At 70.5% G+C, this 16,288-nt stretch carries 16 protein-coding genes; 11 read left to right on the top strand and 5 right to left on the bottom strand.

What is annotated here, in order from left to right; translation table 11 throughout:
* Positions 1 to 115 precede the first annotated feature (115 nt).
* Positions 116 to 1,951, bottom strand: a complete 1,836-nt coding sequence (locus MEICH_RS0105065) for an ABC transporter ATP-binding protein (protein ID WP_027891709.1) — start codon at positions 1,949 to 1,951, stop codon at positions 116 to 118.
* 262 nt (positions 1,952 to 2,213) lie between these two features.
* On the opposite strand from MEICH_RS0105065, the gene MEICH_RS0105060 reads away from it, so the two are divergent.
* Entirely contained in the window at positions 2,214 to 3,485 is a 1,272-nt protein-coding gene (locus MEICH_RS0105060) for a DUF898 family protein (protein ID WP_051303919.1), read from the top strand.
* A 15-nt stretch (positions 3,486 to 3,500) separates the two neighbouring features.
* On the top strand, positions 3,501 to 4,541 hold the full coding sequence (locus MEICH_RS0105055) for a M48 family metallopeptidase (RefSeq protein WP_027891707.1): 1,041 nt from the start codon (positions 3,501 to 3,503) through the stop codon (positions 4,539 to 4,541).
* A 247-nt stretch (positions 4,542 to 4,788) separates the two neighbouring features.
* On the opposite strand, the gene MEICH_RS0105050 is transcribed toward MEICH_RS0105055, so the two are convergent.
* Positions 4,789 to 5,367, bottom strand: coding sequence for a hypothetical protein (locus MEICH_RS0105050; RefSeq protein ID WP_027891706.1), 579 nt, complete (start codon positions 5,365 to 5,367; stop codon positions 4,789 to 4,791).
* A 215-nt stretch (positions 5,368 to 5,582) separates the two neighbouring features.
* On the opposite strand from MEICH_RS0105050, the gene ruvX reads away from it, so the two are divergent.
* Positions 5,583 to 5,993 (top strand): Holliday junction resolvase RuvX, encoded by a 411-nt coding sequence (gene ruvX, locus MEICH_RS0105045; protein ID WP_027891705.1) that lies wholly within the window; start codon positions 5,583 to 5,585, stop codon positions 5,991 to 5,993.
* Positions 5,990 to 7,054: an endolytic transglycosylase MltG gene (mltG, locus tag MEICH_RS0105040; RefSeq protein ID WP_084542181.1), complete on the top strand. Its 1,065-nt coding sequence runs from the start codon at positions 5,990 to 5,992 to the stop codon at positions 7,052 to 7,054. Before ruvX ends, mltG begins: the two co-directional genes overlap by 4 nt.
* Before the next feature lie 196 nt (positions 7,055 to 7,250).
* Here the strand turns inward: mltG and MEICH_RS23685 are convergent, their stop codons facing one another.
* Positions 7,251 to 7,679 (bottom strand): VOC family protein, encoded by a 429-nt coding sequence (locus MEICH_RS23685; RefSeq protein ID WP_051303918.1) that lies wholly within the window; start codon positions 7,677 to 7,679, stop codon positions 7,251 to 7,253.
* A 375-nt stretch (positions 7,680 to 8,054) separates the two neighbouring features.
* Between MEICH_RS23685 and MEICH_RS28435 the strand changes: the two genes are divergently transcribed.
* From MEICH_RS28435 to MEICH_RS0105025, 3 genes are read left to right on the top strand one after another with little or no spacing between them, the layout of a single operon-like run.
* A complete protein-coding gene (locus tag MEICH_RS28435; RefSeq protein WP_157202620.1) occupies positions 8,055 to 8,225 on the top strand; it encodes a hypothetical protein in 171 nt (56 codons plus the stop codon).
* Entirely contained in the window at positions 8,222 to 9,163 is a 942-nt protein-coding gene (locus MEICH_RS0105030) for an amidohydrolase family protein (protein WP_036218333.1), read from the top strand. The genes MEICH_RS28435 and MEICH_RS0105030 overlap by 4 nt, the downstream gene beginning before the upstream one ends.
* Before the next feature lie 7 nt (positions 9,164 to 9,170).
* Complete coding sequence (locus MEICH_RS0105025) at positions 9,171 to 10,904, top strand: glycoside hydrolase family 125 protein (RefSeq protein ID WP_027891702.1); 1,734 nt, start codon at positions 9,171 to 9,173, stop codon at positions 10,902 to 10,904.
* Here the strand turns inward: MEICH_RS0105025 and MEICH_RS0105020 are convergent.
* Positions 10,885 to 11,445, bottom strand: a complete 561-nt coding sequence (locus MEICH_RS0105020) for a TetR/AcrR family transcriptional regulator (protein ID WP_036218331.1) — start codon at positions 11,443 to 11,445, stop codon at positions 10,885 to 10,887. The genes MEICH_RS0105025 and MEICH_RS0105020 overlap by 20 nt on opposite strands.
* 92 nt (positions 11,446 to 11,537) lie before the next feature.
* On the opposite strand from MEICH_RS0105020, the gene MEICH_RS0105015 reads away from it, so the two are divergent.
* The gene (locus MEICH_RS0105015) at positions 11,538 to 12,263 is read left to right on the top strand and encodes an MBL fold metallo-hydrolase (RefSeq protein ID WP_027891700.1); all 726 of its coding nucleotides are present in this window, start codon (positions 11,538 to 11,540) and stop codon (positions 12,261 to 12,263) included.
* On the opposite strand, the gene MEICH_RS0105010 is transcribed toward MEICH_RS0105015, so the two are convergent.
* Positions 12,244 to 12,774, bottom strand: coding sequence for an LOG family protein (locus MEICH_RS0105010; RefSeq protein ID WP_027891699.1), 531 nt, complete (start codon positions 12,772 to 12,774; stop codon positions 12,244 to 12,246). The genes MEICH_RS0105015 and MEICH_RS0105010 overlap by 20 nt on opposite strands.
* A gap of 264 nt (positions 12,775 to 13,038) precedes the next feature.
* Here MEICH_RS0105010 and MEICH_RS0105005 point away from each other — a divergent pair, with 264 nt between their 5' ends.
* The 3 genes from MEICH_RS0105005 to MEICH_RS29180 all read left to right on the top strand — a co-directional run.
* A complete protein-coding gene (locus tag MEICH_RS0105005; protein WP_027891698.1) occupies positions 13,039 to 14,178 on the top strand; it encodes an ABC transporter permease in 1,140 nt (379 codons plus the stop codon).
* A gap of 12 nt (positions 14,179 to 14,190) precedes the next feature.
* Entirely contained in the window at positions 14,191 to 14,865 is a 675-nt protein-coding gene (locus MEICH_RS0105000; RefSeq protein WP_027891697.1) for an ABC transporter ATP-binding protein, read from the top strand.
* A 404-nt stretch (positions 14,866 to 15,269) separates the two neighbouring features.
* On the top strand, positions 15,270 to 16,288 hold a 1,019-nt coding region (locus MEICH_RS29180), incomplete at its 3' end, for an ATP-binding protein (RefSeq protein WP_218916387.1).

The following is a 16,288-nucleotide window of genomic DNA, read 5'->3' as shown; positions in this document are numbered from 1 at the left end:
GGTACGAAGCTCTACCGTCCCAGGGCTACCTAGGCCACCACCAACCCTTCACGGTAAGAGCGCGTACCATTTGCATCCGAGTGTAGGCGCTCGGCCCGGATTGTGCAAGGGCCGCTCAGGAACCGGCCGCCGGCCGGGCCAGTTCCGCGGGCTCGGCGTACTTCTCGGCCTGCATCCGCCACAGCTCGGCGTACTCGCCGCCCAGCGCCAGGAGTTGCTCGTGGCTGCCCTCCTCGATCAGGCGGCCCTGCTTGAGCACCAGGATGCGGTCGGCCATGCGCACGCTCGCCAGCCGGTGGGTGATGAGCAGGGTGGTGCGGCCGCGGGCCATCTCGGCGAAGCGCTCGTAGATGGCCGACTCCGAGCGGGGGTCGAGCGCGGCGGTGGGCTCGTCGAGGATGAGCACCTGGGCGTCGCGGAAGAGCGCCCGGGCGATGGCGAGCTTCTGCCACTGGCCCCCGGACAGCTCGGTCCCGTCGAACTCCTTGCCCAGCCGGGTGTCGAGGCCCTGCGGGAGCTGGTCCACCACGCGCTCGAAGCCCGCCTGGAGGACGGCCCGCTCGAGCCGCTCAAGGTCACGGGCGTGCTCGAGGCCCGCCAGGGTGATGTTCTCCCGCACGGTGTAGGCGTAGCGCCCGAAGTCCTGGAACACCGCCCCCACCCGGCGGCGCCACTCCCGCAGGTCCAGCTCGCGCAGGTCGAGCCCGCCGACGAGGACGCGGCCCTCGCTCACGTCGTAGAAGCGCAGCAGCAGCTTGACCAGCGTGGTCTTGCCCGCGCCGTTCTCGCCCACCAGCGCCACGGTCTCGCCGGGACGAACGCGGAAGCTGACGCCCTCGAGCGCCGCCCGCCCGTCGGGGTAGCGGAAGGACACGTTCTCGAAGGCGATCTCGGGCGTGAGGGCGGGCAGGGGCCTGGGGTGCTCAGGGTAGCGCACCCCGGGCTCGACGGCGAGGAAGTCGAGGTACTTCTCGAAGAAGGCCAGGTGCTGGCCCGCGAGCAGGCCGAACATGTCGATGATCTCGAGCACGGTGCTCTGGGCCCGGGTGAGCCCCTGCACCACCACGACCAGCGCCCCCACGCCCAGGCTGCCCTGCTGGGCCTGCCAGGCGGTCCAGGCGAAGGCCGAGCCGCCCCCGGCGATGGAGAGCAGGGTGTAGGGCAGCACCTTGAAGGCCTGGTCGTTGCGGCTCTTGCGCAGGGTGCGGTGGTAGGCCCGGAAGCTGTGCAGGTAGCGGCCCTGCAGCCACTCGAGCAGCCCGTACAGCCGCACCTCGTGGGCGAAGGCGTGGGTGAGGGCCACCCGCTGGTCGTAGGCCATGGCCCTAGCCTCGGGGGTGCTCTGGACCATGGCGTTCCAACCGGCCCGGCGCAGCCGGTAGGTCACGAGCGCCTGGGGCAGCGACCCCGCCAGCACCAGCAGCGGCACCCACCAGCCCAGCGCCAGCAGCACCGCCGCCAGGCTCAGCAGCGTGGTGAACCCCCGCAGCAGGTAGGCCAGCGTGACCAGCAGGTTCATCGGGCGGTAGGGGGCCTGGCTTTGCAGCACGTTGAGGTCGTCGTAGAAGCGGGCGTCCTCGAGCACCTCCAGCCCCGCCAGGTCGCGCGACTTGTCCATCAGCCGCAGGTTGATGTGGGCGGTGCACTTGTCGGCGGCGTTGCCCTGGAGCACCTGGGCGACGGGCGCGACCACCGCCCCCACCGCCAGCGCGATCACCCACAAGAAGGTGAGCTCCCCGATCGACGCCTCCTGCCCCTGCGCCAGCGCCACCACCCCGTCCACGGTCAGCTTGGTGAGGTAGAGCGTGGCCGCGGGGATGACCCCCTGCACCACCTGCAGCAGCGCGTAGAGCCCGACCTCCAGCCGCGCCGCCCTCCACAGCTCGAGGGTGGACCTGAAAAGAACCTTCTGCTGCTTGCTGAGTTCGCTACGCCGGGTTTTCGCTGCCATGGGTTCCGCCACGATAGCATAATTTGCTGGAGTTAGTTTTTAATTCAGGCACCACCGGCTCGCACCATTCCGCCGGAGGCTCGTCCTGCCGCCAACTCCGCCGATGACCATTAATATCCCGCCTCATTCCATACAATGGGTTTGGCCTTCGTGACCGTGGCGTCAAACGGCGGGAGATTTCTCGGCCTGGACAGGCGTAGCGAGCGGCCGGCGGCGGGATGGCAGGGCAGGAAGAACCTTATTGGAGGGGACACAAAGCGCTATGGACACCACCAGGCTTTCGGAGGAACTGCTGCGGCTGGGGGAGGAGTTTCGCGCGGGCAAGCTCACCCCGGAGGAATACCACGAGGCCAAGAAGCGCCTGCTGCTCGCCCCGGAGAACGCCCGGCTGCTCGAGCCGCCGCCCCCCGCCAGGGCCCCGCGCCTCGAGGAGCCCCGCGCGGCGCAGGCGGTGCTCGAGCCGCCCCCGCTCACGGCGGCGGCCCCGCCCAGGCTGCAGTACCACCGCTTCACCTTCACCGGCTCGGCGGGCGAGTTCTTCCGCATCTGGGTCGTCAACCTCTTCCTGAGCGTGGTGACGCTGGGGATTTATTACGCCTGGGCCAAGGTGCGGGCGCGGCAGTACTTCTACAGCCACACCTTCCTGGCCGGGCACCCCTTCGAGTACCTGGCCGAGCCCGTCCACGTGCTCAAGGGCCACCTGATCGTGGGGGGCGGGCTGCTGGCGTACTACCTGCTGCAGTACTTCGCCCCCGAGGCCAGCCTGCTCCTGATGGCGCTGGGCTTCGTGCTGCTGCCGTGGCTGCTGCACCAGTCGCTGCGCTTCACGGCCTACAACTCGGCCTACCGCAACATCCGCTTCCGCTTCCACGGCACGCTGGGCCAGAGCTACCTGAGCTACTTCCTGCTGCCCCTGCTCACCCCCTTCACGCTGGGCCTGCTGGTGCCCTACGTGCGCCTTCGCCAGCGGCAGTACGTCTTCGGCAACGCCGCTTTGGGGGCCACCCGGGCGCAGTTCGGCGGGGAGGTGGGGGCTTTTTACGCGACCTACGTCGTCGCCGCGCTGATGGGCCTGGGCGTGTACGCGCTGTTCGCGGTGGTCCTCTTCGCCTCGGGCGGGCTGGCGGTCCTGGGCGGCGACTTCGGCCCGCTGGTCACGGGCTCCGTGTTCGGCGGCCTCTTCCTGGGGTACTTGGTGCTGGTGCTGGGCATGCTGGCGGTGCAGCAGCACATCTACGCCAGCCTCGCCAACCACGCCTGGCAGAAAACCACGCTGGGCAAGCTGCGCTTCGTGAGCAACCTCCGGACCCGGGACCTGGTCTGGCTGAGCGTCAGCAACTTCCTGGCGATCGTCTTCACGCTGGGGCTGGCGATCCCCTGGGCCAAGGTGCGCTACACCAAGCACGTCCTCGACCACCTGGCCGTGGTGAGCTACGGCGACCTCGAGGAGTTCACCGCCGCCGCGGGCAAGGTGCGCGAGGGCAGCGTGGGCGAGGCCGCCGCCGACTTCTTCAACATCGACGTGGGGCTTTAGGGCAGGATGGAGCCGATGAGCGACCTCGAGTTCGGGGCTTTCTACTTCGACGGCAGGAGCTCGCGGGCCCACCCCGTGCGGGTGCGCTTCGACGGCCGCCGCCTGCGGGTGGCGGGGGAGGGGGTGAGCCTGGAGCCCCTCATCGAGCACTGCCGCGTCAACCCCCCGCTGGGGCAGGCCCGGCGGGTGATCCGGCTGCCCGAGGAGGGCCGCCTCGAGACCGACGACCGCCAGGCGGTGGAGCGGCTGGAGGCCCGGCTCGGCCTCAACCGGGGCCTGACCTGGGTGCACCGCCTCGAGGCGCATTGGAAGCTGGTGGTGGCCTGCATGGTGGGCCTGGTGCTCTTTAGCTGGGCCTTCGTGCGCTGGGGCCTGCCCTTCCTGGCCGCCCAGGCCGCCTTCGCCACCCCGGTCGCCGTGACCGAGCCCATCAGCCAGCAAGCCCTCAAGGTCCTCGACGAGCGGTTCCTCGAGCCCTCCAAGCTCCCCCCCGCCCGCCGGCGCGAGCTCGAGGCCGCCTTCGCCCGCGTCGCCCGCGACGTCGGCGGGGGGTACAGCTACCGGCTCGAGTTCCGTAGCTCCCCCAAACTGGGCCCCAACGCCTTCGCCCTGCCCTCGGGCGTCATCGTCTTCACCGACGACCTGGTGCACCTGGCCCAGGACGACCGCGAGCTCGTGGGCGTGATGGCCCACGAAGTGGGCCACGTAATTCACCGCCACAGCCTCCGCCAGCTCTACCAGGGCCTGGGCGTGTTCCTGATGATCTCGATCCTGGTGGGCGACGTGACCTCGGTGACCTCGCTGGGCGCCTCGCTGCCCGCGGTGCTCGTCAACAACGGCTACTCCCGCGACTTCGAGCTCGAGGCCGACCGCACCGCCGGGACCTACCTGCTGCGCCACTACGGCACCACCAAACCCCTACAAAACGTCCTCCACCGCCTCACCCAAGCCCACGACACCTCCCTCCCCGACCTCCTCTCCACCCACCCCGCAACACCCGAGCGCATGGAGCGGTTGCGGAGGATGGAGGAGGGGGAGGGAAGCGGTAAGCGGTAAGCTTTCAGCCGTCAGCGGTCAGCCGTCAGCGAAAGGCTTATGGCACGTGGCTTGTGGCTAGTGGCGTGTGGGAACCCCTCCCCGGCCCTCCCCGCGTGCGGGGAGGGGGTATCCCCCCCTGCCCCCCTTGTTAAGGGGGGTAAAGAAAGGGCGTTTAGCGTCTTGCGTTTTGCGTTTGGCGTATTGCGTCTTGCGTACGACGCACGACCCGCGCCCGGCGTCCTGCTATCGACTATCGACCATCGACCTAAAACTCAATCTCCAACAAATCCGCCGCCGGCTTAACCACCCCCAGCCACTCCAGCCGCGCCAGGTAGTAACAGGCGAGCTTGAGGGAGATGCCCAGTTGCTTGGCGATCTGCTCGGCGGTGGCGCCGTGCTGGAGCATGGACTTGGCCCGCTTCCAGAAGAAGGAGTTCTTGAGGTCTAAAAGCTCCTCGTCGCCGCAGATGACGTAGCTCACGTCGGGGGCGGGCATCTCGATGGTGCGGAGGGTGATGTCCTCCTCGATGAGGCTCAGCGAGGTGATCACCCGCTCGAGCGGCCAGTGCAACGCGGGGTCGCAGGGGGTCTTGAAGTCGGTGTAGGTCAGCTCGAAGGCCCCCTCGCGCGCGGCGATGATCCCCAGGAGGATGTCGCGGGCCTTGAGGGGGTCGGCGATGTAGTCCTTGCCGATCTCGATGCAGCGCAGGTGGCCGCGCTTGACCCACAGCTTGCAGTCCTTGAGGTCGGGCATGTTCCACAGCTCGAGCACGCCGGTCTTGTCCTGAAAATGCCCTACTAGGGTCTGGAATGGGCTTTCTCTGAGGTTGCCGCTGATCACCATGCCTCTATGTCCTCCCGAGAATGTGTGCAGCTACTTCCCTAGAGCCTATACCAGCCTTCTCGCCCCACGGTGGGCATTTCTCACAACCGCCCGCCCGTGCCCCCGTGCGGCCTTCGCACCCTTTGGGTCTCGCGACGTGTCCCAGACGGCTTTTCGGGCCCGGGCCGGCCCACCCTCTCATGAAGCGTGCGGGCCGGGATGCCTTAATTGGGCGCGTGAAGGTGGCTGCACTGGACGTAGGGGAGGCCCGCATCGGCCTCGCGGTGGGGGAAACCGGCTCGAGCTGGGCCTTCGGGCGCGGCTACCTGGTGCGCAAGGGCCTGGAGGCCGACCTCGAGGCCCTGCGCCAGTTCGCCCGGCGCGAGGCCCTCGAGCGCTTCGTGGTGGGCCTGCCGCTGCGCACCGACGGCCGGCCCAGCGCCCAGGCCGAGCGGGTGATGGGCCTGGTGGAGGCCATGCGCCAGGCCGGCTTCACGGTCGAGCTCCTGGACGAGCGCTTCACCACCAAGCTGGGCCAGAACCGGCTGATGAGCGCCCCCAAGCGCGTGCGCCAGGAGAAGGGCAAGCTCGACGAGGCCGCCGCCGTCGCCCTGCTCGAGTCCTACCTCTCAGGTTCGTATTCATGAGTGAAGACCGGCCCAACCCCCAACCCGCCGAGCCCGAGAGCCTGGCCCTGCCCGAGCCGCGCCCGCGCAGCACCCCCTGGCTGCTGCGGCTGGTGCTGATGACCTTCGTGCTGCTGGCAGGGCTGCTGGGCTACATCCTCTACCTCTTCGGCCCCACCGGGAAAAGCGCCCAGGTGCGCATCCCCAAGGGCAGCGGGGCGAGCGCCGTGGGGGAGATCCTCGAGCGCGCCGGCCTGATCCGCTCGGCCGGGGTGTTCTCGCTGTACCTGCGCTTCTCGGGCCGCGACAAGGACCTCAAGCCCGGCTTCTACCGCCTCGAGGGCCGCGGGCTGCGCGCGGTCGCGCTGGCCCTCACCGACAAGTCGCGCCCCCTCACCGTCACCGTCACCTTCCCCGAGGGCTGGCGCGCGGTGGACATGGCCGAACGCCTGGCCGAGAACCACCTCGACGGCCCGGCCTTCCTCGAGCTCGTCCAGAACCCCCCCGCCGGCCTGCGCCCCCCCGAGGCCGAGGGGCCCACCCTCGAGGGCTTCCTCTTCCCCGCGACCTACACCTTCGGCCTCGACGCCACCGCCGAGGAGATCGTGCAGGCCATGACCCGGCGCATGGCCCAGGAGTTCACCCTCGAGCGGCTCGAGAAGCTCCGGGCGCTCGGCCTCTCCGTCCACGACTGGGTGACGCTGGCCTCCGTCGTGCAGGCCGAAGCGGCCAACGCCCAGGAAAAACCGGTCATCGCCGGGGTCTTCCTCAACCGCCTCGACGCCGGCATGCCCCTGCAGGCCGACCCCACCGTGGCCTACGGCCTGGGCAAGCGCCTGCCCGAGCTCGACCGCGGCGCGGGCGACTTCGTCAAGGACACCCCGTACAACAGCTACATCCGCCGCTCCCTCCCCCCCACCGCCATCGGCAACCCCGGCAGCGACGCGCTCGAGGCCGTGCTCAACGCCAAGCGCACCGACGAACGGGGCCAGAGGTACCTCTACTTCCTCCACGCCCAGGGGCGGCTGTTCCTCAATACCACGTTCGAGGGGCACTTGCGGGATACGGCGAGGTATCGGTGAATGGCGGTGGTCGATAGCCGATAGCTGATAGCCGATAGCCGAGCGCTAAGCGCGGGTCGTACGTCTTACGTCGTACGTAAAAAGCCAAACGCAAAACGCAAGACGCAAGACGCGAGACGCCTCAGCCCTCGACAAACTACGGGCCACGAGCTGAGGGCTGACGGCTGAGAGCTGAGGGCTGCCGGCTTAGACCCCTTCAGGCGTTGGGCGCCATGAGCTGGAGGTACATCCCGAAAGGCGTTTGCACGTAGACGAAGCGTTCGCCGCGGGGTTTCATGACGCGAACGCCGGGGACGGTGCGGAGTTTGGCGAGGGTTTCCTCGAGGCCGTTGGTTTTGAGCGCCAGGTGCCGCCCGCCCCAGTCGGGGTTGCGCGGCATCTGCTGGTGCTGGCGCGGCGAGGACCACTCGATGAGTTCGATGGTGTCGTCGCCCGCTTTGAGGAAGGCGAAGCGGATGGACTCGTCGGGTTCCACGTCGAACTGCTCGGTGATGGGGTCGTCGGGGGTGGGCAGCGCGTTCTGGCTGACGAGCTCGAAGCCCAGGACCTCGGTGAAGAACTTCAGGGCTTCCTCGAGGTCGGGCACGCTAAAGCCTACGTGGTGGACGCCGGTGATGAGGTTCATGCGGTTTAGGTTACCGCAGAACGCCGGGTGTGGAATGCTGATAGCTGATAGCTGATAGCTGATAGCTGATAGCCCATAGCCGATAGCCGAACGCCCAATGCCTAACGCGGGTCGTACGTCCTACGTCGTACGCAAAACGCAAGATGCTAAACGCCCTTTCTTTCCCCCCTTAACAAGGGGGGCTGGGGGGGATAAGCCCTCCCCGCACGCGGGGAGGGACGGGGAGGGGTAGCCACAAGCCACGGGCCTTCCGCCTTTGGCTGACGGCTGACAGCTCCCCGACTCCCCTACGAGCCACACGCCTCGAGCTTTCGGCTATCGCCCTTCTCCCCTCGACCCTTCCCGCCCGCCGAATCCCTCTGTCACAATAGCTCCATGAACCTCAACCGCTTCCCCACGCCCGTGCTGTGGTTCGCGCTGGGGCTCCTGGTGGGTGCTTACCTGGGGCAGATCATCCGGGGCTTCATCACCATCGCCTTTTTCGTGGGGCTGATCGTGCTGGCGTACTACATCTGGCGCTTCTTCGAGGGGCAGAAGCGCGCGTGAAGCTGCCCCTGCCCGTCTTCGACATGCACCTGCACCTGCCCTACTCGGGCGAGGACCTGTGGGGGGCGTGGGGAACGCGCCTGGCACAGCGTTACGGGGCCGAGAAGCTGGCGCTGTGGAACGAGCGCAACGCCAAGGCGCAGGAGGGCTGGTGGAGGGCCTACGGCTTCCCGCTCCCGGACTCGCCCCAGCCCGGCCCGGCGGAGTGCGCGCGGCGCTACGCGGAGGAGGTGGAGCGCTACGGGCTGCTGGGGCTGGTGTTCCTCACCGGCGGCGGCAACGAGCGCCTGGCCGAAACCCTGAGGCCCTACCCCAAGCTCCACGGCTTCGCCTTCGAGGCCGACCCCTTCCGGCCGGAGGCCGCGGCCGAGCTGCGCCGGGGCGTGGAGGAGCTGGGCCTGAAGGGGCTCAAGCTCTTCGGGCCCGCGCTGCTGCGGCCCCTCGACGACCCCGCCCTCGAGCCCGTGTGGCGGGTCTGCGAGGAGTTGCAGGTCCCGGTGCTCATCCACTTCGGGCCGCTGGGCGGGGGCGGCGGGATCGCCGACGGGGTCAACATCAGCCCCATGCGGCTGCACGAGGTGGCCAAGGGCTACCCCGCCGTGCCCTTCATCGTGCCGCACTTCGGCTGCGGCTACCTCAACGACCTGCTCCAGCTCATGTGGGCCTGCGACAACGTCTACGTAGACACCTCGGGCAACAACGAGTGGCGGCGCTACGTGTGGCCCGAGCCCACGCTCAAGGACCTCTTCCGCCGCTTCTACGAGCTCTTCGGCCCCGAGCGCATCCTCTTCGGCACCGACGCCTCCTGGTTCCCGCGGGGCTGGGTGCTGAAGTACTTCGAGGAGCAGTACCGCGCGGCGGCGGAGGTGGGCATCCCCGAGGCGCACCAGCGCCTGATCTTCGCGGGGAACGCGATGCGGCTGCTCAGGATCGGATGAGTGCCCTATGGCCGAACTCATGACTCCCGCTCCCGTGCTCGAGGACCCCCCCGCCCACCGGCCCACCGGCAACCTCGAGCTCCACCTCGAGGCCCACCCCGAAGTCCCGCGCCTGCTGCGGCTGGGGGTGGCCTCGCTGGGCCTCAACGGCCTGCTCGACCTGGTGGGCGAGCCGCTTTTGGAGGTGCAGGGGCAGGGCTGGGAGGGCCGCCTGCTCGACGACTGGATCCCGGTTTGGGAGAGCCCGGCCTGCACCGTGACGCTGCTGGCCCCCTGGGGCGAGCGCGGCTTCGCGCTGCGGCTCGAGCCCAAAGAGCCCGGCCCCCTGCGGCTCATCGGGCGCACCGGCCACCTGGGGCTGCGCCGCTTCCGCGAGGAGACGGTAGACGCCTTCTTCCGCGCCACCCACGACCCCTGGACCCACAGCCACGTGCTCGAGGCCCGCACCGAGCGCACCCTGCTGGCGCTGGGGCTCCAGGCCGACCGCGAGCCCAGCCAGCTCGAGTGGGGGGAGCAGTTCGCGATGGAGTGGAGCGCCGGGCCGGTCACGCTCTACGTGGGGGTGGCCCCCGAGGCCGACGGGGCCCGCACCACCGCGCTGCACCTGCGGCGGGTGGGCTGGGAGGGGCTGCTCGAGGCCACCCGGCGCAAGATCTTCGCCCTCACCGGCGGCTACGCGGGGCCGCTGGAGCACAGCTACCGGCGGCACCTGCTGCTGGCCTACTTCTACGCCCAGGCCGACAGCCTCGAGGGCGAGCCCGTGCTCCTGACCTCGCGCAGCCCGCACTACTACGTCTCGGGGGCCTACTGGTCGCGCGACGCCTTGCTGTGGTTCTTCCCCGCGCTGCTGCTGGCCGACCGGCCCCGGGCGCGGCAGGTGCTGCGGGCGGCCTTCCGGCGCTACGCGCGCTGGCCCGGCGAGCACGCGCAGTACCTCGGCGGGCCTCCCCTTTACCCCGGTTTCGAGCTCGACCAGGCCGCGGCCTACCCCCTGGCGCTGGCGCGCTACCTCGAGGGCGGCCCCGACCCCGAGCTGCTGGCCGAGCTGCGCGAGCCGCTGGAGTGGGTCTTCGAGCGGGTGCGGCGCGAGCGCCACCCCAGCCTGCCCCTCTACCGCACCTTCCTCTCCCCCACCGACGACCCCGTGCCCCACCCCTACCTGACCTACGGCAACGCCCTGTGGTCGGTGGCGCTGAACCGGCTGGCCCCCTTCACCCCCGACCCCGCCGCCCTGCGCGAGGAGGCCCGCCAGATCCGCGAGAGCCTCTACCGCCAGGCGGTGCAGGGCGGGCGCTTCGTGTTCGCCTTCGAGCCGGGCGGGGGCTTCGTTTGGGGCGACGAGCCCGCCGGGAGCCTGATGCTGCTGCCCCACCTGGGCTTCGTGACCCGCGAGGACTTCGTGTGGCAGGCCACCGCCTTGTGGATCATGTCGGAGGAAAACCCCCACCACTACCGGGCCCGCTTCGTGGGGGAGGGCTCGGCCCACTTCCCCTTCCCCTCGGGCTTCAGCCTGGTCAACCGCATGCTCTCGGGCCTGCGGCGCAGCGCGGCGGAGGCGGTGCTGGCCCTCGAGCAGGCCCCCCTCGACCACGGCTACGCCTGCGAGTCCTTTGACCCCCAGACCGGCCTGGCCCGCACCGGCGTGGGCTTCGCGGCCCTGGCGGGCTTCGTGGCCTACGGGCTCGCTCACGGGGGCGCGGCCCTCGCGCCCAGCACCCGCCTCACCCAGCCCGGGCTTTGAAGCCCGCCGCCAGGGCCCGCAGGCCCGCCTCGAGCCCGCCCTTGGGCCCGCTCGCGCCGAACATGCCCGAACGCTCGAGGCCGGCGTAGCCGTGCAGGAAGGACCACAAGGCCACGGCGGCGGCGGTGTCGTCGGGGTCGCGGGTGAGGGCGCCCACCAGCCGCAGCACCGTGGCCCAGACCGCCTTGCCCGACTCGCGGCTGGCGAGCGCGCTGAGCCGGGCGTCCATCATCAGGTCGTAGAGCCGGGGGTGAGTGCGGGCGAACTCGAGGTAGGCCCGCGCGGCGGCCCCCAGCGCCGCTTCCGGCCCCGGCTCCTGACTGGCGGTCACCAAGGCTTCGCCCAGCCTGCGGTTGCCGTGCTCCACCAGGGCCACCTCGAGCGCGGTCTTGTCGGGGTAGTGGCGGTAGAGGCTGGGGGCCTTGACGCCCAGCCTCCCGGCCAGGGCGCGCAGGGAAAGGCCGTCCTCGCCCCCGTGCTCGAGGAGCTCCAGGGCGGCCCCCAGGATGGCCTCGGGGCTGGTCTTGGCAGGGTAGGGCATATCGCGAACAGTGTAAGTCTTGACAGGCCGGGGTTCAAGGCATACAGTGTTAGCCATAAAGGCTATCAGCGTTAGCCTTGAGAGGAGCCCCGATGAAAGCGACCCCCTACGGCCCGCACCTGGTCCAGCTCACCCAGACCTTCCCCTTCCCCATCAACGCCTTCCTGGTGCGGGAGCAGGACGGCTTCACCCTCATCGACACCGCCTGGGGCCAAGCCAGGGCCATCGTGGCCGCGGCACAGGCCCTGGGCGCCCCCGTCCGGCGCATCGCCCTCACCCACGGCCACGCCGACCACGCCGGCTCGCTCGAGGTCCTGCACGCCCTGCTCCCCGAGGCCGAAGTCCTGGTGGGCCGCCGCGAGGCCCGGCTGATGCGGGGCGACCGCTCGCCCGAGGCCGGGGAGGGGCAGGAGCCGGTCGGCGGGAAGTTCGTGCCCCTGGGGTTCGCGCCCTCGCGGCTGCTCGAGCCCGGCGACCGGGTGGGCTCGCTCGAGGTGATCGCCGCCCCCGGCCACTCCCCCGGCCAGCTCGCCTTTCTCGATACCCGCGACCGCAGCCTGATCGTGGGCGACGCCTTCCAGACCCAGGGCGGGGTCGCGGTGGCGGGCGTGGTGCGGCCCCTCTTCCCCCTCCCGGCCTGGTTCACCTGGGACGCCGAGCTGGCGCTGCAAACTGCCCGGAGCCTGCGCGCGCTCGACCCCTCGAGGCTCGCCGTCGGGCACGGCAACACCCTCGAGAACCCCCTCGCCGCGATGGACGCCGCCATCGCCGCCGCCGAACGCCGCCTGGGGCGCCGGCTCAGCGCGGCAGGCCGCTGAGGAAGGTCTCCACGTCCTCCAGGCTTCCCAGCACGCTCAGCAGCTCGAGGTGGGCCGGGGCGATCTCGAGCTGGGGCCGCAGCAGCTCCATCCAGCCCGCGTGTACCCCGATGGGCCGGTAGGGCAGCCCGTGCATCTGCGCGATCATCGCCACGTTCCACGCCGCCATCAGCTCGGTGAGCGTGCCCACCCCGCCCGGCAGCACCAAGTACCCCACCGCTACGTCGAGCAGCCGCTCGATGCGCGTGAGCAGCGTGGGCGCGGGGATCTCCAGGTCCACGTGGTCATTGGGCCCCTTGCGCGTGGGGAACAGCGGCGGCGCAGTAACCCCCACCACCAGCCCCCCAGCCTCCTTCGCCCCGTGCGAGACCGCCTCCATCGAGCCGTTGTACCCCCCCGTAACCACCCCGAACCCCGCCCGCGCCACCGCCCGCCCCCAGGCATAAGCCTCGAGGTACTGCGGCGTCTGCGGCGCACAACGAGCCGAACCAAACACGGCGACGAGTCGCATGGGGTGAGCATATAGGAAGCGGGAAGCTGTCAGCGGTCAGCTTGTGGCTCGTGGTGGACCCCTCCCCGTCCCTCCCCGGCGGCGGGGAGGGTTTATCCCCCCCGGCCCCCCTTGCTAAGGGGGGAACAAGGCGTTTTGCGTCTTGCGTCTTGCGTTTAGCGTTTAGCGTCTTGCGTTTGGCTATCGGCTATCGGCCATCAACCATCGCCCCCTTTGCACCCTGCCACCCTCCCCTCCCCTGCCCCAACCGTTATCCTCAGGCTCATGGAAGTCCTGGCCCTGGTCTACCGCAACCTGCGCGCGCGACCCGTGCGCAGCCTGCTGACGCTGCTGGGCATCGTGGTGGCGACGGCGAGCATGGTGCTGTTCATGTCCTTCGGGGAGGGGCTGCGCAAGGCGCTGGGGGCGGAGCTCTCGAGCGTGGGGCCGGCCCTGCTGGTGCTGCCGGAGGGGGTGGAGGCCTTCAGCGCGGGCTACCCCGAGCTGCGGCCCGAGGTGGTGGAGAGGCTCGAGGCCCTCGCCGGCGAGCTGGGCGTCACCAAGGTCATCCCCAGCGCGGTCTTCGTGCGGGGCGGCTTCGACCCCACGAGCAGCTTCGCGTTCCAGGGGCTGCCGCAGGGGGTCAGCCCCAAGGACCTCTACCCCAACCTCGAGGGGGCGGAGGGCGTGGTGACGCCGGGCAAGGGGGGCGCGGTGGTGGGCGGGACCATCGCCGAGCGCAACAAGCTGGGCCTGGGCAAGACCCTGCGCCTGTCGCCGGAGGTCTCGCTCGAGGTGGTGGGGGTGCTCGAGCGGGCCGGGGGCATCGCCGACAGCGTGATCTACGTGCCCATCGAGGCCATCCACGCGGTGCTGGGCACGAAGAACTACACCTCCGTCCTGCTGTCCATCCGCGACGACCGCCGCGCCGAAGAGGTGGCCGCGGCCATCGAGGCCCGCATCCCCGGCGTGGACGCGCAGACGGCCGGCGACGTGCTGCGCTTCGCGGAGCGGGCGGTGCGCATCAGCGACCTTGTGCGCTTCGGCATCAGCCTGGTGGCCTTGCTGGTGGGCGGGCTGCTGGTGGCGAACACGGTGATGATGTCGGTCTACGAGCGCATCCGCGAGTTCGGACTGATGCGGGCCATCGGGGCGCGGCGGCGCTTCATCTTCGGGCTGGTGCTGCTCGAGGCCCTCTTGCTGGGGCTGGTGGGCGGGCTGCTGGGGCTGCTGCTGGGCCAGGTGGCCTCCTTCGCGGTCAACTGGTACACCGTGCGGGAGGTGGGGCTCGCGCTCTCCTCGGTGACGCCGCGCCTGGCCTTCTTCGCGCTGCTGGTGGCGCTGGTGCTGGGCCTGCTGGCCGGCGTACTGCCCGCCCGCACCGCCAGCCGCATCCCGGTGGTCGAGGCGCTGGGGCGGGTCTGAAGGGAGGACGACGTGCTCGAGGCCATCCACCTCACCAAACGCTTCCACCAGGGCGAGATCGACGTCGTCGCCGTGGACCGCTTCAGCCACCGCTTCCAGCCCGGCATCACCGCCGTGGTGGGCCCCTCCGGCTCAGGCAAGACCACCCTGCTCAACCTGCTGGCCGGCTTCGACACCCCCACCGAGGGCGAAGTGCGCGTGCAGGACGGGGAAAAGGCTGTGGTCCTCTCCAAGCTCGACGAGGGCCGCCGCGCCGAGCTGCGCCTGCGGCTGATGGGCTTCGTGTTCCAGCAGTGGAACCTCATCCCCACCCTCACCGCGCTCGAGAACGTCGCCTTCCCCATGATGCTCGCCGGGCACCGCCTCAAGGAGCGCCAGGAGCGCGCCGCCGCCCTGCTGGCGCAGGTAGGCCTGGAGAAGCGGGTCAAGCACCTCCCCAACCGCCTCTCGGGCGGCGAACAGCAGCGCGTCGCCATCGCCCGCTCGCTGGCCCTCGACCCGCCCATCCTCTTCGCCGACGAGCCCACCGGCAACCTCGACAGCGCCTCGGGCGAGCGGGTGATGGAGCTCATCACCTCGCAGGCCCGCAAGGGCCGCACCGTCATCCTGGTGACGCACGACCTCGAGCTCGCCCGGCGGGCGGATTGTGTCTTGCGGTTGAGGGATGGGAGGTTGGTGGATGGCTGATGGTCGATAGCCGATAGCCGATAGCCGATAGCCGATAGCCGATAGCCAAACGCAAGACGCTAAACGCAAGACGCAAGACGCAAGACGCAAAACGCCTTGTTCCCCCCTTAGCAAGGGGGGCCGGGGGGGATAAACCCTCCCCGCGCGCGGGGAGGGACGGGGAGGGGCGAACCACAGGCCACGGGCCACGAGCCTTTCGCTCTTCGCCGACGGCTGATGGCTGACGGCTTACTGCTTCCCGCTCCCCCCTAGCCCCTGTAACGTCCCTGTAACGGCCCGGGCGCTACCCTGGGCGTGAAGTTCAGATTTGGAGGGCGTATTTATGGATGCTTGGATCCTGATATTTTTCCTCTTGACCCTGCTGGCCCTGACCTTTGCGCGCGAGTTCCACCGCTGAGGGGTGGATGCGCTCTTCTGCGTCCGGGCTTAGCTGCTGCCTCGAGCCCGTCGTCCAGGGACGGCGGGGATTGGCGCTGGGCCTGTGGGGGGAGGCGGGGGTGGGCAAGAGCCATGCGCTCGAGGGGCTGCGGCGGGCGGTGCCCTGCCCGGGCTTCACGGTCGAGGCTGCGGCGCTGCCCGGGGCGCTCGCTAAAGCTCTCCCCCGCCCCGGGTCGCTGCCCGGGTGGGTGCGCCACTGGGCGGAGCACCTCGAGGCGGGCGAGCGCTTCGCGCCGGAGGACTGGGCCGAGGCGCTGGGGGAGTGGCTGGCGGGGCTGGCCCCGGTGGTGGTCGGGCTCGAGGGCGTCCACCGGGCCGCGCCCGAGGTCCAGGCGGGCGTGCTGGACCTGGCCCGCCGGGCGGTCTGCACGCCGGGGGTGGGGCTGGTGGTCACCGGCGAGAGCCCCCTCCCCGTGCCGTTCAGCAACCGCCGGCTCGAACCGATGGGGTGGGACGAAAGCCGGGTCTTCCTCCAGGGGCTGGCGGGCGAAGCGCTCCCGCTGGAGGCGCTCGAGTGGCTCTACCTGCGCAGCGCGGGGAACCCGCTGCTCCTGCGGGAGTACCGGCGGCACCTGACGGCGGCGGGCTACCTCTGGCACAACGGCAAGTTCTGGCGCTGGCGCGAGCCCCCGGCGGGCCACTTCCCCACCACCTTGCCCGAGCTGGTGCGGCAGGCGGTGGGCCGGGCCCTGCACACCCCGCTGCAGCAACGGGCCCTCGGAGCCCGCGCCTGCTTGGGGGAGGGCCCGGACGAGGCCGTGTGGGCCCAGGTGGCCGGGCTGTCGCCCCAGGCGCTGCGGCTCGCCCGGCAGGGCCTCGAGGCCGTCGGCCTGCTCGAGGGGGCGGACTTCCCCCACCCCCTCTACCGGGAGGCCTGCCTCGAGCTCTTAGACCCCGCCGAGCGGGAGCAGTACCTCCGTGAGGTCCCGCGAGAGCCCGTCGAGGCCCCGCCCGCGCCCACCCGCCGGGCCGACGCCCGGCGCCG

The sequence above is a fragment of the Calidithermus chliarophilus DSM 9957 genome (assembly GCF_000430045.1).
GTDB classification, from domain to species: domain Bacteria; phylum Deinococcota; class Deinococci; order Deinococcales; family Thermaceae; genus Calidithermus; species Calidithermus chliarophilus.
This window is presented reverse-complemented; position numbering and strand designations above follow the sequence as displayed.